General features: G+C 61.1%; 1 protein-coding gene. It reads right to left on the reverse strand.

From position 1 onward, the window contains the following. Positions 1–144: 144 nt before the first annotated feature. Positions 145–19,344: an Ig-like domain-containing protein gene (locus tag FEM41_RS01035; RefSeq protein WP_138093532.1), complete on the reverse strand. Its 19,200-nt coding sequence runs from the start codon at positions 19,342–19,344 to the stop codon at positions 145–147. Positions 19,345–19,357 lie beyond the last annotated feature (13 nt).

Below are 19,357 nucleotides of genomic sequence, written 5' to 3' on the forward strand. Positions count from 1 at the left end.
ACAGACATGGCCGATTCTGCGGCAATAGCGCCTTCCCGAAAGAGGCGCCGGATGATGACAGATCAATACCAAAATCAGTCTGTAGTTATCAGGCTTAAGGTAAATCTTATAAAAGACCCGCCCAGGGGCGGGCCTTTTATCGGGTTACACCAACTGCAACTGGTGGTTAGCCAAAAGCGTAGCCAGATCGGTCTGTACGCCGTTCAGGGTAATCACGGCGTTGGGGTCAAAGTGGCCGCCCGTTCCGTCGCGATCGATCCGAATTTCGGTGTTACTGCCGTTCTGCACCACCTGGATGTAGTCGCTGATGTTGCCCGCGCTGGCATCCAGGGTGGCAACGCCGTTGACGTAAGTCGCCGAACCGCTACCGTTATAGCCGCTGTCGGCCAGTAGCTCGCGCAGATCGATGCGATCGGTATCCGCCGTGCCTTCCCAGGTCCCCACGGTAAAGCCGTTCACCACATCACTACCATTACCGCCGGTGGCATCGTTCGCGTTCAGCAGTTTGTAGAGCAGTGTGTCCTGACCGCCGTTACCGATATTAAAGGTGTCGTTACCGCCGCGACCTTCGAAGGTGTTATCACCGCTGCTGCCGGTAAAGGTGTCATTGCCGCCGCCACCGGCGATGCCCTCAATATTGACGAAGGTCGCCTTGCCGAAGCCGGTATCCTGCTGCGCATCGCTGCTCAGGTCGATGGTCAGCGCCGAATTCCCCGCCAGCCTGTAGTCGACGATGTCCATACCGCCATCGGCGCTCCAGACGTTGGCGTCAGACACCACCTTGCTACCGCCACCGCCGTTGTAAACGTGGGTACCCGCGGTGGCATACAGGGTATCGTTATAGCCGGTGCCCAGAATGCCCACGCTGTTGGTACCGTCGCTGGCTGCCTGGGCACTGTCGGATGCCGCCGCGCCATCTTCCGCCGTCAACGCATAGGCGTGGTTCTTCTCGACCGCCTTCAGCCCGCCCCAGCTGGCGTTGACGTTTTCGATATCGTTGGTCACACCGGAAGAGTCCAGGGTCACCGAAGCGATACCGCCGTAATCATTGCCGTTCGCCAGCAGCACCGCGCTGTAGGACTTATCGGCATCCAGTCCGTAGAAGTAGACCAGCGCCGAAGAGTCGTTCATGTTGACGCCGCCCTGCGGGTTGATCACCTGGGAGCCGACCACCTTGCCGGTCGCCTCATCCACCAGCAGCACCGTGTTGCCGTAAAAGCTGTTTATACCGTTAGCATCGGTGATACGCAGGATAATGCTGGTGCCGTCGTTGATAACGCTGGTGTTCTCGACATACTCCGTGGCGCCGCCAGCGGCGCGGAACATCACCAGATCGCGATCGCCATCGTAGTCCAGATCCAGCGCCAGGGCGCCAGTGGCGAAGTTTCGGGTACCGTTGTTGGCATTGGTAATGAGAGTGCTGGATGACCAGTTCACCTGCCCGGTGGCGCTGTTCACCCCGTTATTCAGCCACAGCAGACCAACGTTAGCCGCGTTGTTGGTCGCGGTATTCCCTGCAGCACCGGCAATTTCGATCAGATCCATCCTGCCGTCGCCGTTCCAGTCCACCGCCAGCGAGGTCATACTGTTAACGTTGTCGCCCAGGCTCTGGAGGTTAGAAGCAGTCCCCGCACCGTTTGTGGCCGCAGTTAAGTTCCCGCTTCCGTCGTTATACAAAACGGTACTGGCAGGACTATAGGTTCCTCCCTGTTTTGTCATGCCCCCCAGGAACAGATCCATATAGCCATCACCGTTCAGATCGGCCCAGGTCATGGTGGTGTAGTAGTTATCTACACCGGAATCACCCCAGAATACGTTAGTGACGATCTGGGTATTGGTCAGCGTGTAGTTGCCATTGCTGTCCTCACCGTTGCTGACCACCACCAGACGGTTCAAAGAGGTACTGGAACCGCCTCCCGACGTTCTGTTGGTACCCACCGTCCCGTGGTAAACAATATCGACATAACCGTCGTTATTCAGATCCACGCCGGAAACTTCACGATCCGGCGTGGCGTTACCGGTATTGGTGGCCGCCACGCCATCCTGACTGGTAGCCGTTTCCACATAGGCTCCGGTCTTATCAAAACCGGTAATGGTGCCATCGGTATTCATCACTATCTGTGAATCATAGCCACCGCGCACATTTGCATCGTTAGGCGTTTCATCACCGTATACCAAGTCGACATAACCATCGCCATTAATATCAATGCCCATAAAACCGCCATACCATGCATAGGCATTACCATTGACATCGTCACTCTGGCCAGCCACGCCGCTAGCCCCCACCTGGAAGGCGGTCCAGGTACCGTCCTCGTTATATTTAAAGGACTGCTGACCGTTAATATAGCTGGTATCCGCCCCCATCAGATCCATCAAACCATCGCGATCGAAGTCGATAAATGACGACTGTTGCTGGGTATCCGTCCCTTTAACCGACACCGAACTAAAAGAGCCCAAAGTCGAAGAGTTGGTGCCGTCCTGGGTAAAGATCGTCGAGTTACTGAGGATCCGCCAGGTACCGTCTTCGCCGATGGTCAGCGCGGTACCGGTATCGTCAGAAGAGGCAGCCGTCGCGGTAAAGGCGATCTCCGGGGTCGGGGAAACCGTCAGTTCGCTGGTGCTATCATCTGCGGTAACCCTGGTGCCATCCGCAGCATACAGCGCTGCCTGTACTTCATAGCTTTTGATGTCCAGCGCGTCGCTATCCGGAATCTGCACATACCAGGTGCTGTTATTGGGATCGATCACCACCGCGCCGGTGCGTGAGCTGTAGGTCACGTTATTAATCGTGACCTCCATGTATTCGCCATCCAGCATCCGGAAGTCGATGGTGCCAGAGACGATCGGCGTGGTGTCCAGGGTATCCTGAGCGTTGACGATCAGCGGCAGATCCACCGTGAAGCTGAATTCCGGGGAGCGGCTGCCTTCGTTGCCTGCGGCATCCACCACCACTGCCTGGTAAGCCGGGGTATCGCCATCGCTGGCGGGTTCAGTCAGCGCAAAGCTCCACTCGGTACCGTTCACCGCCGCTTCGCCCAGCAGCACGCCATCGGCGGTGTAGATGCGTACGATTTCGCCGTAGCCCAGCGCCTCGCCCAGGGTGCCATGCAGCACCGGCGTACGCTCGTCGGTGGTGGTGCCTGCGCCGAAGCGGCCGCGAGAAGCCCCGACATCGTCGCTGTATTGCACGATAGTCGCCAGATTGTCCGGCGGCGTGGTATCCACGGTGACCTGCTGGCTGGTGGTCGCGCTCACGTTGCCGGCCTGGTCCACCACCCGCATCTGGTAAGTGTAAACATCGTCCGCCAGTTCGCGGGTATCGGTGTAGCGCCAGCGGGTGCCGGAAACCTCGACGTCCACCCAGGTTTTACCGCCATCGATACTGATCTGGACATGGTCACCCTGCGCCGGTTCGGCCCCCAGGGTACCGTTCAGCGTCAGGGTCTTATCGCTGGTGATAAAATCGCTGTCGCTAAAGCCGGTGTCTTCCGAGATGCTGTCCACATTGACCGTAATAGCCGCATCCGGCGCGGTGGTGTCCACCGTGACCGTCTGCCGCACCGTCGAGCCCACGTTACCGGCATCGTCCACCACCCGCACCCAGTAGTCGTGGCTGCCCTCTTCCAGGACACGGGTATCGTTGTAGTACCAGCTATTGCCGACGGTAGTCACCGCCAGCCAGCTATTACCGCCGTCCAGGCTTATCTGGACATATTCGCCTTCAATCAGTGATGCCGCCAGCGAACCATGAATCGTCAGGGTCGTATCGCGGGTGACAAAGTCGCTGGCGCTCAATCCGGTGTCATCGCTGATGCTGTCGATGGTCACGGCAGTGGTCGGCGCGCGGGTATCCACCGTCACCACCTGGCTGGTGGTGGCGCTGATATTGCCCGCGTCGTCGATCACCCGCAACTGGTAGTTGTAGTCGCCGTCCGCCAGTTCACGGCCATCGACGTAGGTCCACTCCTGACCGCTGACGTCAACATCTATCCAGGTTTTGCCGCCGTCCAGGCTGACCTGAGCGTGTTCGCCTTGTGAAAGCGCGGCCCCCAGTTTCCCCTTCAGGATGATGCTGTTATCGCTGGTGATAAAGTCATCGCTCGCCAGACCGGTATCCCGGGAAACGCTGTCCACGCTGATGGCGGCGGCTTGCGGTGCCACGGTATCCACAACTACATCCTGACTGTCGGTGGCGCCGACGTTACCGGCGTTATCCACCACCCGCACCTGATAATTCCAGGTACCGTCATCTAACTGACGACCGTCTTCGTAGCGCCAGCTGGTACCGGTCACGGTCAGATCGATCCAGGTGGTACCGCCATCCAGACTAATCTGCGCTTTTTCTCCACTGCCCAGCGTCGCACCCAGCGAACCTTCTACCGTCACCGGTGTGGTGCGGGTAATAAAGTCGGTCGCGCTCAGGCCGCTGTCGCTTTGTAGCGCATCGATGCTGATGGTCATCGACGGCGCATCCAGATCCACTGTGATACTGCGATCGTCGTGGGAGGTATTGCCAATCAGGTTATCCACTTCGGCATAGACCACCCAGGCGCTGCCGTCCGCCAGTGCGGCCACGTCGGCGCTGCCAACGGTGGCGCTCCAGCTACCGTCCGGCTTCACCGTCGCGGTATAGCTCTTACCGTTCAGGGTGACCGTCACCGTCTGACCCACCGCGCCGCCGGAAGTCCCGCTGATAACCAGCGCCGCGCCATGTTCGGCGGCATTGATAATGTCATCCTGGGCGATGGTATCGATGGTAATAGAAGGTACTTCACCGCTCAGGGCAAACTCGTGGCTTCCGGAACCGCCGTTACCGGCTTTATCCGTCACCTTCGCGCTCAGGGTATAGCGACCATCCTGCAGGCCGTTGAAATCTTCTGCCGACAGCGTAATGGACCAGTTACCGCCTTCGCCCACCGTGGCGGTATAGTCGTTTCCGTTAAAGGTCACGATGATGGTCTGCCCGGCTTCTGCCGTGGTGGTACCGCTCACGGTTTGTCCGGTCAGTTGCTCGGCGGCGTTAACCACGTCATCGGTCGCCACCGGGCTAAAGGTGATGGTCGGCGCGGTCAGATCCAGACTCAGGGAGCCGGACTGGGTCACGCTGTTGCCCGCCTTATCCGTTACCGTGGCGCTAAAGCCGTGATTACCGTCGGCCATACCATTAAAGTCGGTTGCCGGAACCGTGACCGACCAGATGCCGCCTTCGCCCACAGTCGCGGTATAGGTGCGGTTATTAAAGCTCACCGTCACCACCTGCCCGACTTCCGCTGTGGTAGTGCCGCTGATGCTCTGTCCGGCCTGCTGTTCAGCAATATTAATCACGTTGTCGCTGGCCACCGCGTTAAAGGTCAGGGTCGGCGCCAGGGTATCCACCGTTAGCGTGGCGCTCTGGCTGGTGCTGTTACCGGCCTTATCGCTCACGCTTGCGGTAACGTTCAGCGCCCCTTCGGCAAGTAACGCCAGGTCCTCTACCGGCACATTCAGCGTCCAGCTACCGTCTATCAGAACGGTGGTGGTATAGCTCGCCTCGCCCAGGGTAACGGTGACGGTCTGGCCCGGCTCAGCACTGCTGGTGCCGCGAATAGTCAGCGGCTGCTGCTGTTCCAGCGCGTTGAGCATATTGTCGGTCGAGATAGCCGCCAGGGTGATCACCGGCGCACTGGTATCTACGGTGATGGCATGACTGGCCGAAGCGCTGTTACCCACCGTATCCTGGGCCGAAACGATCACGCTGTAGCTGCCGCCGTCTGCCAGCGCGGCCACATCCTCTGCCGGAATGGTCAGGCTCCACGCGCCGCTATCGCCAACGGTAACGCTGTAATCCTTACCGTTCAGATTGACGCTAATCGCCGCGCCGCTCTTCAGCCCGTGGCTACCGCCGCTGATGGTCAGTTCGCCGCCCGCTTCCGTAGCGTTAATCACATCATCACCCGCGACAGTATTCACGCTCAGGCTAATTTCGGTCGTGCTGACCACCAGATCATGGCTCTGGCTCGCACTGTTGCCCGCGCTGTTTACCACGGTAGCGTTCAGGGTCAGGGTACCGTCCTCAAGGGCGGCGATAACCTCTGCCGGTACGCCGACGCTCCAGTGACCGGCGGCATCCACCGTGGTGGTCCAGCTGCGATCGCCCAGGGTGAGCGTTACCTTATCGCCGGTATTCGCGCCGGTGACGCTGCCGCTGATAATCTGCGCCTGGTCGTGCTCGACCCGGTTGATCACATCATCCCCCGCCACCTTATTAAAGGTCAGGGTCGGCGCCTGAGTATCCAGAATCACCTGGGTACTGGCGTTGGTGGTGTTACCGGCCTTGTCGCTGACGCTTGCCTGTATCGGATGGCTGGCATCGGCCAGCAGCGTCAGGTCACTGCCAGGCAGCTCCAGACTCCAGCTACCATCGGCCTGTACCCTGGCCTGGTACTGCTTACCGCCCAGGGTTAGGGTTACCGTCTGACCGGCTTCGGCATCGCTGGTGCCCTTCACGGTCACCCCCGCGCCCGCCTCGGAGGCGTTAATCAGGTTATCCCCGGCAATGGTATCGATGGTCAGGCCCGGCAACTGAGTATCGACCCGATATTCGTGGCCTGCCTGGGCACTGTTGCCTGCCTGATTGGTGACGCTGACCTGCACGCTGGCGGTGCCTTCCGGCAGCTTCGCCAGATCCGCCGCCGCAACCTCCAGACTCCAGGCGCCGCCGTCCTCCACCTTGGCGGTGTACGTCTTGCCGCCAAAGGTGATGGTGACGGTACGGCCCGCTTCCACATTGCTGGTGGTGCCGGAGAGCGTCAGGGCTTCGCCGCGCTCCACGGCGTTCAGCACGTCATCCGCAGTGACGCTGTCGATGGTGATTGCCACGACATCCAGATCCACCGTCACCTGGTGGCTGATTTCCACCGGGTTACCGGCGCTGCTTTGCGCACTGGCATCAATCACCAGCTTGCCTTCCGGCCACTGGGCCACATCTGCGGCCTCCACCCCGGTCTGCCAGCTGCCATCGGCCCTGACGGTAGCCGTATAGGTCTTGCCGTGAATGGTCAGGGTCACGCTGGCACCGGCGCTCAGCCCTTCGCTGGTTCCGCTGATCACCAGCGCCTGGTGATGTTCGATGCTGTTAACGATATCGTCGCCGGAAACGGTGTTGATACGCAGCCCCGGAATATTCGCGTCGATGGCGATATCCCGCTCCGCGCCGCCGCTGTTGCCGTGGCCGTTGGTGACGCTGGCGCTGATGGTCAGCTCACCGTCACCCAGCGCTTTCAGCATTTCTGTGGTCAGTTCCAGCTTCCAGCTCAGGTCGTCCTGAACCTTCACCTCGTAGCTCTTACCGCCTATCATCACGGTGACGGTATCGCCGGAGGCCGCGCCGCTGACCTTACCTGTCAGGGTCTGGCCCGCCGCCAGTTCGGCGGCGTTAATGATGTTATCGGCGGTGACAGAATCGATAGTCACCTGCGGCCTGGCGGTATCCACCGTCAGGCTGCCGCTGGCATTCACGCTGTTGCCCACACCGTTGGTGGCCGTGGCGGTCAGGGTGTAGCCCGCCTCGCCCAGACCGGCCAGGTCAGCCACCGGCACTTCCGTGCGCCAGTTTCCGCTGTCATCCACGGTAGCGCTGTAGCGCTTACCATTCAGCATGACCGTCACCACCGTACCTGCCGCCAGGTGAGCGCTGGCGCCGCTCAGTACCAGCGGCTGGCCCTTCTCGGTGGCGTTCAGAATGCCGTCGCCCGCCAGGGTATCGAAGCTCAGCGAGGGCAGACCGGTGTCCACCGTTACGTTATGACTGGCGCTGCCGCTATTGCCTGCGGCGTCGGTTACCGTCACGTCGATGCTGACCTTTCCGTCCTGCAAGGCGCTGACCACATCCGCCGGTACGCCCAGGCTCCAGTTGCCCGCCGCATCCACCACCGTGGTCCAGCTGTGGTCGCCCAGGGTTACGGTCACTTTGTCGCCGGTGTTCGCGCCGGTAACGCTGCCGCTGATAATCTGCGCCTGACCGTGTTCAGTTTGGTTAATCACGTCATCGCCCGCCACCGTATTGATGGTCACCACCGGAATGGTGGCGTCCACGGTCATGGCGCGCTCTGCGCTGGACGGGTTACCGGCTTTATCGGTGACGCTGGCGTTCAGGGTGATGTTGCCGTCTTTCAGCGCTGCCAGATCTGCCGCCGGGATATCCAGCGTCCATTTACCGTCGGCATTGACTGTTGTGGTGTACGGCTTGCCGTTCAGGCTAACGGTCACCGTCTGCCCGGCTTCCGCCGTGGTTGTCCCGCTGACGGTCAGGGGCTGGCCCTGCTCGGCGGCGTTCAGCTCATCGTCGCCCGCCAGGGCGTTAATGGTGATGCCCGGGGCCTGGGTATCGACCCGATATTCGTGGCCTGCCTGGGCGCCGTTACCCGCGTTATTGGTGACGCTGACCTGCACGCTGGCGGTGCCTTCCGGCAGCTTCGCCAGATCCGCCGCAGCCACTTCCAGGCTCCAGCCGCCGCCGTCCTCCACTTTGGCGGTGTACGTCTTGCCGCCAAAGGTGATAGTGACGGTACGGCCCGCTTCCACATTGCTGGTGGTGCCGGAGAGCGTCAGGGCTTCGCCGCGCTCGGCGGCGTTCAGCACGTCATCCGCAGTGACGCTGTCGATGGTGATTGCCACGACATCCAGATCCACCGTCACCTGGTGGCTGATTTCCACCGGGTTACCGGCGCTGCTTTGCGCGCTGGCATCAATCACCAGTTTGCCTTCCGGCCACTGGGCCACATCTGCGGCCTCCACCCCGGTCTGCCAGCTGCCATCAGCTTTGACGGTAGCCGTATAGGTCTTGCTGTGAATGGTCAGGGTCACGCTGGCACCGGCGCTCAGCCCTTCGCTGGTTCCGCTGATCACCAGCGCCTGGTGATGTTCGATGCTGTTAACGATATCGTCGCCGGAAACGGTGTTGATACGCAGCCCCGGAATATTCGCGTCGATGGCGATATCCCGCTCCGCGCCGCCGCTGTTGCCGTGGCCGTTGGTGACGCTGGCGCTGATGGTCAGCTCACCGTCACCCAGCGCTTTCAGCATTTCTGTGGTCAGTTCCAGCTTCCAGCTCAGGTCGTCCTGAACCTTCACCTCGTGGCTCTTGCCGCCCATCATCACGGTGACGGTATCATTGGGCGCCGCGCCCCTGACCTGACCGGTCAGGGTCTGGCCCGCCGTCAGTTCGGCGGCGTTAATGATGTTATCGGCCGTCAGCGAGTCGATGGTCACCTGCGGCCTGGCGGTATCCACCGTCAGGCTGCCGCTGGCATTCACGCTGTTGCCCACGCCGTTGGTGGCCGTGGCGGTCAGGGTGTAGCCCGCCTCGCCCAGACCGGCCAGGTCAGCCACCGGCACTTCCGTGCGCCAGTTTCCGCTGTCATCCACGGTAGCGCTGTAGCCCTTACCATTCAGCATGACCGTCACCACCGTACCTGCCGCCAGGTGAGCGCTGGCGCCGCTCAGTACCAGCGGCTGGCCCTTCTCGGTGGCGTTCAGAATGCCGTCGCCCGCCAGGGTATCGAAGCTCAGCGAGGGCAGACCGGTGTCCACCGTTACGTTATGACTGGCGCTGCCGCTATTGCCTGCGGCGTCGGTTACCGTCACGTCGATGCTGACCTTTCCGTCCTGCAAGGCGCTGACCACATCCGCCGGTACGCCCAGGCTCCAGTTGCCCGCCGCATCCACCACCGTGGTCCAGCTGTGGTCGCCCAGGGTTACGGTCACTTTGTCGCCGGTATTCGCACCGGTGACGCTGCCGCTGATAATCTGCGCCTGACCGTGTTCAGTCCGGTTAATCACGTCATCGCCCGCCACCGTATTGATGGTCACCACCGGAATGGTGGCGTCCACGGTCATGGCGCGATCTGCGGTGGCCGGGTTACCGGCTTTATCGGTGACGCTGGCGTTCAGGGTGATGTTGCCGTCATTCAGATTCGCCAGGTCAGCCGCCGGAATATTCAGGCTCCAGCTACCGTCCGCCCGGACCGTAGCGCTGTAGGTTTCACCATTCAGGCTGACGGTCACCGTCTGACCTGCTTCCGCCGTGGTTGTCCCGCTGACGGTCAGGGGCTGACCCTGTTCGGCGGCGTTCAGCACATCGTCGCCCGCCAGGGCGTTAATGGTGATGCCCGGCGCCTGAGTATCCACCCGATATTCGTGGCCCACCGATGCGCTGTTGCCTGCCTGACTGGTGACGCTGACCTGTACGCTGGCTCTACCTTCCGGCAGCTTCGCCAGATCCGCTGCCGCAACCTCCAGACTCCAGGCGCCGCCGTCCTCCACTTCGGTGGTGTACGTCTTGCCGCCAAAGGTGATAGTGACGGTACGGCCCGCTTCCACATTGCTGGTGGTGCCGGAGAGCGTCAGGGCTTCGCCGCACTCGGCGGCGTTCAGTACGTCATCCGCGGTGACGCTGTTAATGGCGATCGCCACGATATCCAGATCCACCGTCACCTGATGGTCGATCGCCACCGGGTTACCGGCACTGCTTTGCGCGCTGGCATCAATCACCAGTTTACCTGCCGGCCACTGAGCCACGTCTGTGGCCTCCACCCCGGTCTGCCAGCTACCATCGGCCCTGACAGTGGCCGTATAGGTTTTACCGTTAATGGTCAGAGTGACGCTGGCACCGGTGCTCATCCCTTCGCTGCTGCCGCTGATGACCAGCGCCTGGCCGTGCTCAATGCTGTTAACGATATCGTCGCCGGAAACGGTGTTGATACGCAGTCCCGGAAGGTTGGCATCGATGGTAATTTCGTGGCTGGTGCTACCGGTATTGTTGCTGGCATTGGTAACGCTGGCACTAATAGCCAGGTCACCATTCCCCAGTGCGGTCAACATCTCCGGGGTCAGCGCCAGCTTCCAGCTCAGGTCGTCCTGAACCTTGACCTCGTGGCTCTTGCCGCCAATCATCACAGTGACGGTATCGCCGGAGGCCGCGCCGGTCACTTTACCGGTCAGGGTCTGGCCCGCCGCCAGTTCGGCAGCGTTGATAATGTCATCCCCGGCGACCGTATCGAAAACCACGCCCGGCAGTTGGGAATCCACCCCCAGGGTATGGCTGGCGTTACCCGTGTTGCCGACGCTATCGGTGGCAGAAACGCTCACCTGGTAGAAAGCCTCGCCCAGCGCCGTCAGATCGTCAGCGGGTACCGTCACGCTCCAGTTGCCGCTGCTATCGGTGGTGCCGATATAGTTTTTACCGTTGAGCGTCACCGTGACGGTGGTATTTGCGGCCAGTCCGTCAGAGCCGCCGCTAATGGTCAGCGGCTGCCCTTTTTCCGCCTCATTCAGAATATTGTCACCAGTGATGGTGCCGATCGAAAGCGTCGGTGCCGCGGTATCTACGGTGAAATCACGGGATTCGCTACTGCTGTTGCCTGCCGAATCGGTCACGGAAACGGTCACGCGGTAGCCATTATCCTCAAGCGCAGACACCGCCGTATCCGGGATCCCCACGCTCCACTTACCCGCCTCATCCACAGTGGTAACCCAGCTATTGCTGCCGATAGTCACGGTGACCACATCGCCGGTGGCCGCCCCTTTAACGCCGCCGCTGATAATCAGCGCCTGACCGTGTTCGGTCTGGTTGATCACATCATCCGCCGTAATGCTGTTGATGGTGATAACCGGTACGGTGGCATCGACCTGCAGCTCGCTCTGAGTCTGAACCGGGTTACCCGCCTTGTCAGAAACGCTGGCGCTGACCGTCACCTGGCCGTCGTCCAGGTTCGCCAGATCTGTCGCCGGGATATCCAGCGTCCATTTGCCGTCGGCATTGACCGTCGTGGTGTACGGCTTACCGTTCAGGATGACGGTAACCTCCTGCCCGGCTTCCGCCGTGGTTGTCCCGCTCACGGTCAGGGACAGGCCTTTTTCGGCGGCGTTCAGGATGTTATCACCCGCCAGGGTATCGATGGTGATGCCCGGCGCCTGGGTATCGACCCGATATTCGTGGCCTGCCGAAGCACCGTTACCCGCGTTATTGGTGACGCTCACCTGCACGCTGGCGGTGCCTTCCGGCAGCTTCGCCAGATCCGCCGCAGCCACTTCCATGCTCCAGCCGCCGCCGTCCTCCACTTTGGCGGTGTACGTCTTGCCGCCAAAGGTGATGGTGACGGTACGGCCCGCCTCCACATTGCTGGTGGTGCCGGAGAGCGTCAGAATTTCGCCGCACTCGGCGGCATTCAGCACATCATCGGCGGTGACGCTATTGATAGTGATCGCCACGACATCCAGATCCACCGTCACCTGATGGCCGATCGCCACCGGATTACCGGCGCTGCTTTGCGCGCTGGCATCAATCACCAGTTTACCTGCCGGCCACTGCGCCACATCTGCGGCGTCCACCCCGGTCTGCCAGCTACCATCGGCCCTGACGGTGGCCGTATAGGTTTTACCGTTAATGGTCAGAGTGACGGCAGCACCGGCACTCAGCCCTTCGCTGCTGCCGCTGATCACCAGCGCCTGGCCGTGCTCGATGCTGTTAACGATATCGTCGCCGGAAACGGTGTTGATACGCAGCCCCGGAATGTTGGCATCGATGGCGATATCCCGCTCCGCGCCGCCGGTGTTACCGTGGCCGTTGGTGATGCTGGCCGTAATGGTCAGCGCACCATCGCCCAGCGCCGTCAGCATCTCCGGGGTCAGCGCCAGCTTCCAGCTCAGGTCGCCCTGAACCTTCACCTCATAGTTTTTGCCGCCAATCATAATGGTGACGGTATCATTGGGCGCCGCACCGCTGACCTGACCGGTCAGGGTGTGGCCTGCCGCCAGTTCAGCGGCGTTAATAATGTTATCGGCGGTGACAGGGTCGATAGTCACCTGCGGCCGGGCGCTGTCCACCTGTACCGTGCGATCGGCGCTGTTGCTGTTGCCGTAGCCATCGGTGACGCTGGCGGTCAGGGTATAGCTCGCTTCGCCCAGCGCCCCCAGCGCCGATGCGGGCAGAGTGACGCTCCAGACCCCGTTATCGCCGGTGGTGGCGCTGTAGCTGACGCCGTTAAGCATCAGGGTGATGATAGTGCCGGAAGGCTGGTTGCTGGTGCCGGTAACCGCCAGTTCGCCGCCTTTTTCCAGGGCGTTAATCACGTCATCGCCCGCGATAGCATCGATAGCGATCGAGGGGGCGGAGAGCTCCACCTTAAAGTCGTGGCTGCCCTCACCCTGGTTACCGGCTTTATCGGTCAGACTCGCCGTCAGGGTGTAGTCCTGCCCCGTCAGCAGACCGACATCCGCCGCCGGAATCCCCAGGCTCCAGCTGCCGTCGGCATCCAGGGTTGTGATATAGGTTTTGCCGTTCAGGGTAATGGTGATGCGATCGCCAGCCTGAGCGTTGGTGCTGCTGCCGGTAATCACCAGCGCCTGATCCTGTTCGGCCTGGTTAATCACGTTATCTGCAGTGATGTTATGGATGGTCACGGTGGGGACGCTGCCATCGACCAGCAGCTCGCTGGCCGCCGACGTCGGGTTACCGGCTTTATCGGTGACGCTGGCGTTCAGGGTGATGTTGCCGTCTTTCAGCGCTGCCAGATCTGCCGCCGGGATATCCAGCGTCCATTTACTGTCGGCATTGACTGTTGTGGTGTACGGCTTGCCGTTCAGGCTAACGGTCACCGTCTGCCCGGCTTCCGCCGTGGTTGTTCCACTGACGGTCAGGGGCAGCCCCTGTTCGGCGGCGTTCAGGATATTATCCCCCGCCAGGGTCTCGATGGTGATGCCCGGGGCCTGGGTATCGACCCGATATTCGTGGCCTGCCTGGGCATCATTGCCCGCGTTATTGGTCACGCTAACCTGTACGCTGGCCGTGCCTTCCGGCAGCTTCGCCAGATCCGCCGCTGCCACTTCCAGGCTCCAGCCGCCGCCGTCCTCCACTTTGGCGGTGTACGTCTTGCCACCAAAGGTGATGGTGACGGTACGACCCGCTTCCACATTGCTGGTGGTGCCGGTGAGCGTCAGGGCTTCGCCGCGCTCGGCGGCGTTCAGCACATCATCCGCAGTAACGCTGTCGATGGTGATTGCCACGACATCCAGATCCACCGTCACCTGGTGGCTGATTTCCACCGGGTTACCGGCGCTGCTTTGCGCGCTGGCATCAATCACCAGTTTGCCTTCCGGCCACTGGGCCACATCTGCGGCCTCCACCCCGGTCTGCCAGCTGCCATCAGCTTTGACGGTAGCCGTATAGGTCTTGCCGTGAATGGTCAGGGTCACGCTGGCACCGGCGCTCAGCCCTTCGCTGGTTCCGCTGATCACCAGCGCCTGGTTGTGCTCGATACTGTTAACGATATCGTCGCCGGAGACGGTGTTGATACGCAGCCCCGGAATGTTGGCATCGATGGCGATATCCCGCTCCGCGCCGCCGCTGTTGCCGTGGCCGTTGGTGACGCTGGCGCTGATAGTCAGCTCACCGTCACCCAGCGCTTTCAGTATTTCCGGGCTCAGTTCCAGCTTCCAGCTCAGGTCGTCCTGAACCTTCACCTCGTAGCTCTTACCGCCCATCATCACGGTGACGGTATCGCCGGAGGCCGCGCCGCTGACCTTACCGGTCAGCATCTGGCCCGCCGCCAGTTCGGCAGCGTTAATGATGTTGTCGGCGGTGACAGAGTCGATAGTCACCTGCGGCCGGGCGCTGTCCACCTGTACCGCGCGATCGGCGCTGTTGCTGTTACCGTAAACGTCGGTGACGCTGGCGGTCAGGGTGTAGTTCGCTTCGCCCAGCGCTCCCAGTGCCGATGCGGGCAGCGTAACGCTCCAGACCCCGTTATCGCCGGTGGTGGCAGTATATCTAACGCCGTTAAGCATCAGGGTGATGGTAGTGCCGGACGGCTGGTTGCTGGTGCCGGTGACCGCCAGCTCGCCGCCTTTTTCCAGGCCGTTAATCACGTCATCGCCCGCGATAGCGTCGATAGCGATGGCCGGAAGCTGAGTGTTGACCGTGAAGCCGCGATCCTGAGTGCCGGTATTGCCTGCCGCATCGGTGACCGACACGGAAAGGGTATAGCTGCCGTCTTCCAGAGCCTCGATCGCCGACGCCGGGAGCCCCAGGCTCCAGTTGCCGCTGGCATCCAGCACCGTGGTCCAGCTATTTTCGCCCAGCGTGACGGTGACTTTATCGCCCGCCGCCGCGCCGCTAACGCGACCGCTGACCATCTGGGTCTGAGCCTGTTCGCTCTGGTTAATGACATTATCGATGGCGAAATCATTGATCGCGATCTCCGGACGGGTGGCGTCCACCAGCATCGATCCCACAGTGGTGGATTCGTTACCCGCTTTATCGCTTACCGTCGCGCTTATGGTGACGTTGCCATCTTTCAGCGCCGCCAGATCGGTGTCCGGAACCTCCAGGCTCCATTTGCCATCAGCCTGAACAATGGCGGTATAGGGTTTACCATTCAGGGTGACGGTCACCGTCTGCCCGGCTTCCGCCGTGCTGGTGCCGCTGACGGTCAGGGGCAGGCCTTTTTCTGCGGCGTTAAGAATATTGTCACCCGCCAGGGTATCGATGGTCAGCCCCGGCGCCTGGGTATCTACCCGGTAGTCGTGGCTGTCGGAAGCCGCATTGCCCGCTTTGTTGCTGACGCTGGCCTGCACGCTGGCATCGCCATCCGCCAGGGTTCTGAGATCTGCCGCCGAAACCTCCAGACGCCAGACGCCACCCTCCTGTACCTGAGTGGTATAAGTACGGCTGCCAAAGGTCAGAGTGACGGTCTGCCCGACTTCAACGTTACCGGTAGTGCCGGAAAGCGTCAGGTTCAGTCCCTTCTCCGCGGCGTTAATCACGTCATCCGTCGCCAGGGTATTGATGGCGATGCTGACTTCCGCTACTTCCACCGTGACGGGTCGTTGAGCGCTGGCCTGGTTTCCGGCGCTGCTGGCGCCGCTGGCGCTGACGGTCAGCCCTCCCTGCGGCCACCGGGAGACGTCAACGGCCGGTATCCCTGCCTGCCAGTTGCCATCTTCCATCACAATCGCGCTGTAGCTCTTATCGTTGATCACCAGCGTCACGCTGGAGCCCGCTTTCAGGCCGCTGCTGTTACCGCTGACGATCAGGTTCTGCCCGCTCTCGGTGCTGTTGATGATATCGTCGCCCGCCACGGTATTGATGGTGATGGTCGGTATGGCGGTATCCACAGTCAGTTCGCGATCGGCCGATACCGGGTTACCGGCTTTATCCGCCACCCTGGCATTGACCGTGAAGTTACCGTCGGAAAGATCTGCCAGATCGGTCGCCTCAACCTTCAGGCTCCAGCGCCCATCGGCGTTTACGGTGGCGGTATACGACTTATCGTTAAGAGTAACAGTAACCATCTGCCCGGCCTCCGCCGTGCTGGTACCGCTAATCGTCAGAGGCTGGCCCTGCTCTGGCGCATTCAGGACATCGTCCACCGCCAGCGCGTTGATGGTAAGCGTTGGCGCTGCGCTGTCGATAATCACCTGATGACCGGCCTGGGCGCTGTTGCCGTTAACGCTGGTGACGCTCACGCTAATTTCCGCGCGTCCGTCCATCAGGCCATCCATTGCAGTGGCCGGTACATCCAGCAGCCAGCTGCCATCATCCTGAACTTTGGCGCTCCAGCGCTGCCCCGCAAAGCTCACCACCACGCTCTGCCCCGGCTCCACGCCCTGGGTCATACCACTCAGAGTCAGTATCGCCCCTTTTTCCGCGGCGTTAATCACGTCATCCAGGCTGACCGTATTAATGGTAATGGCTACTTCGTTAAGGTCGACGGTGACCGTCTGCTCAAACCCTGCCGGGTTACTGGCTACGTCCTGCGCGCTGGCGCGAATAACCACATCGCCAGCGGGCCAGTCCGCCAGCTCACGGGCGGATACCCCAATTCGCCAGTTACCGCTGGCGTCAACGGCAGTGATATAGCTCTTGCCATTAGCGATAACGGTTACCGTAGTTCCTTCCGCCAGGTGTTCGCTGGTACCGGTAATGGTCAGATCCTGCTGCCGCTCAATGGCGTTCACCACATCATCGCCGGAGACGGTATTGATGCGGATCCCCGGCAGTTGGGCAGTAATACTGATATTCAACGCCCCGTTACCGGTGTTGTGATGGCCGTTGGTCACCGAAGCCTCAACGGTCAGTGCGCCGTCGCCCAGCGACGACAGCGCACTGGCAGGCAGTTCCAGGCTCCAGGTCAGATTGTCCTCTACCTTCGCCTCATAGCTATTGTTGCCAATCCTGATGGTGACGATATCGCCAGCCGCCGCGCCAGTCACCCGGCCGCTTAAGGTCTGCACCTGCGCCAGCTCGCTGGCGTTCAGCTGGTTATCGCCCGCAAAGGTGTTGATAATCACCGTCGGCAGTACCGTATCCACCAGTACAGAGGCGCTGGCCGAGCCCGGGTTCCCGGCTTCATCCGCGCCGCTGACCGTTACGGTATACAGGGTGTTCGCCAGTTTCAGCACATCTTCGACCGGCACCTGAAGCTGCCACTGACCGCCGCTGACGGTGGCCTGGTAGCTCTGATTATTGAGCGTTACAGTGACGGCGCTGCCGTCCGGCAGGTTACTGGTGCCGCTCAGGCTCAGGGGCTGCTGCGCTTCCTGCGCATTCAGCACGCTGTCCTGACTGATGGGATCTACCGTGAAAGTGGGGCCATCGCTGTTCAGGGTTACCATGCTGCTGGCGCTGCCGCTATTGCCTGCCGCGTTAGTCACGGAAACCGAAACCGGCAGCTGGTGAAGCCGGGTAAAATCATTCAGCAGGCTGGGGGAAACCGCCACGCTCCAGCTACCGTCAGCCTGTACGATGGTACTAAGGCTGTGTTCGCCGAGCTTCACCACCACTGTATCACCGGCAGACGCGCCGGTAACGCGACCGGAGAGCATCTGGGTAGTCGCCAGTTCGCGGCCGTTCAGCACGTTATCACCGCCAATGGCATTCAGGGTAACGACCGGCGTGGACGTATCCACGGTAAAGCTGCCCTGAGCGCTGCTCTGGTTGCCTGCTTTATCGCTGACGCTGGCGCTAATGCTGTGCTTACCCTCAGACAGGGCCGCGGCGCTGGTGGCATCCAGGGTAACACTCCAGCGCCCGTCGCTACCGACAGTCGCACTCCAGCTTTTGCCATTCAGACTGACCGTTACGGTCTGACCCGGCTCCGCATCGCTGCGGCCGGTCAGAATCAGCGATTCGCCCTTTTCCTGGGCGTTGACCACGCCGTCGGCAGTCACGGGGTCGATCGTCAGGGTCGGTGCCCGGGTATCCACGCTCAGTGCCTGTGAGCTGCTGATGGTATTACCGGTGATGTCCTTACCGGTCACGCTGACCGTCCAGTTCCCGTCGCCCAGCGCCAGAGCGTCCGCTGCTGGCACCTTAACGTTCCAGACGCCGCTATCTCCCACGGTGGCGCTGTAGCTTTTACCGTTTAGGGTCACGGTCAGGACGCTGCCGCTGGCGAACTGGCTGCTGCTGCCGGACAGGGTAAAGCCCGCCGCCTGCTCGGCGCCGTTTACCACGTTATCTGTTGCCGTGGCGTTAAGGGTGATTACCGCCTCTTTAGTGGAGACGGTCAGGGTGATGTCGCCTGCTTTGGTGCTATCGTTGCCGTCTATCTGCACCACCGACCAGGTATGGGTGCCGTCGCTCTGGGTCGGCAGCAGGACGCTCCAGGTGCCGTCTTTCCCGACCATGGCGCTGGCGATGGTGCTACCGCTGGCATCCTTGATCTGGATGGTGGCTCCCGGCTGTCCGGTACCGCTAAAGGTCGGAGTGGCATCGTCGGTTATCGCCTTAGCGGCCAGCAGCCCCTGACGATCGCCCTGTTTATCGGAAACCGTAAAGGTCGGCGTGATGCTTTCCACCTCTTTGGTGTTATCGATAACCTCGGTGCGGGTATGGTCGTCGCCGTCGTGAGCAAGCAGCGCGCCTATGGCTCCTCCGCCCAGCGCTGCTCCGGCGATCCAGCCCCAGGGCGTATCGCCTTCAAACAGGCTGCTTTCCAGGAAGGGTTCGATGCTGTCGATAGCAGTGGCCTGAGGCGTCAGGGTGAACGGAGTCAGCCCCTGGCCCTGGCCGATATCGGCAAAGGAGATATGAGTCAGACCCTGATCATCGGCAAAGACCAGCACCGATTGCCGATCCTCCGATTCCAGGTCACCGATAAAATAGCCGTTACAGCGAATCACGCTGCCATCCTGCATATAAATCAGCAGATCGTTCCCCACACGTTCATAACGAACAACCTCTGTGGGAGAGGCGTGGATTTGAATAACGCTCGGTGCAGAAATAGAAACCGACAGGTTACCTTCAGCGTTTAAAACCGTTTTTTCCGCACTCTTACGAATAATGACATCAACGATCTTACTCACTATCTTATCTCCT

Origin of the sequence: Jejubacter calystegiae (genome assembly GCF_005671395.1) — a bacterium.
In the GTDB taxonomy this organism is placed as follows: domain Bacteria; phylum Pseudomonadota; class Gammaproteobacteria; order Enterobacterales; family Enterobacteriaceae; genus Jejubacter; species Jejubacter calystegiae.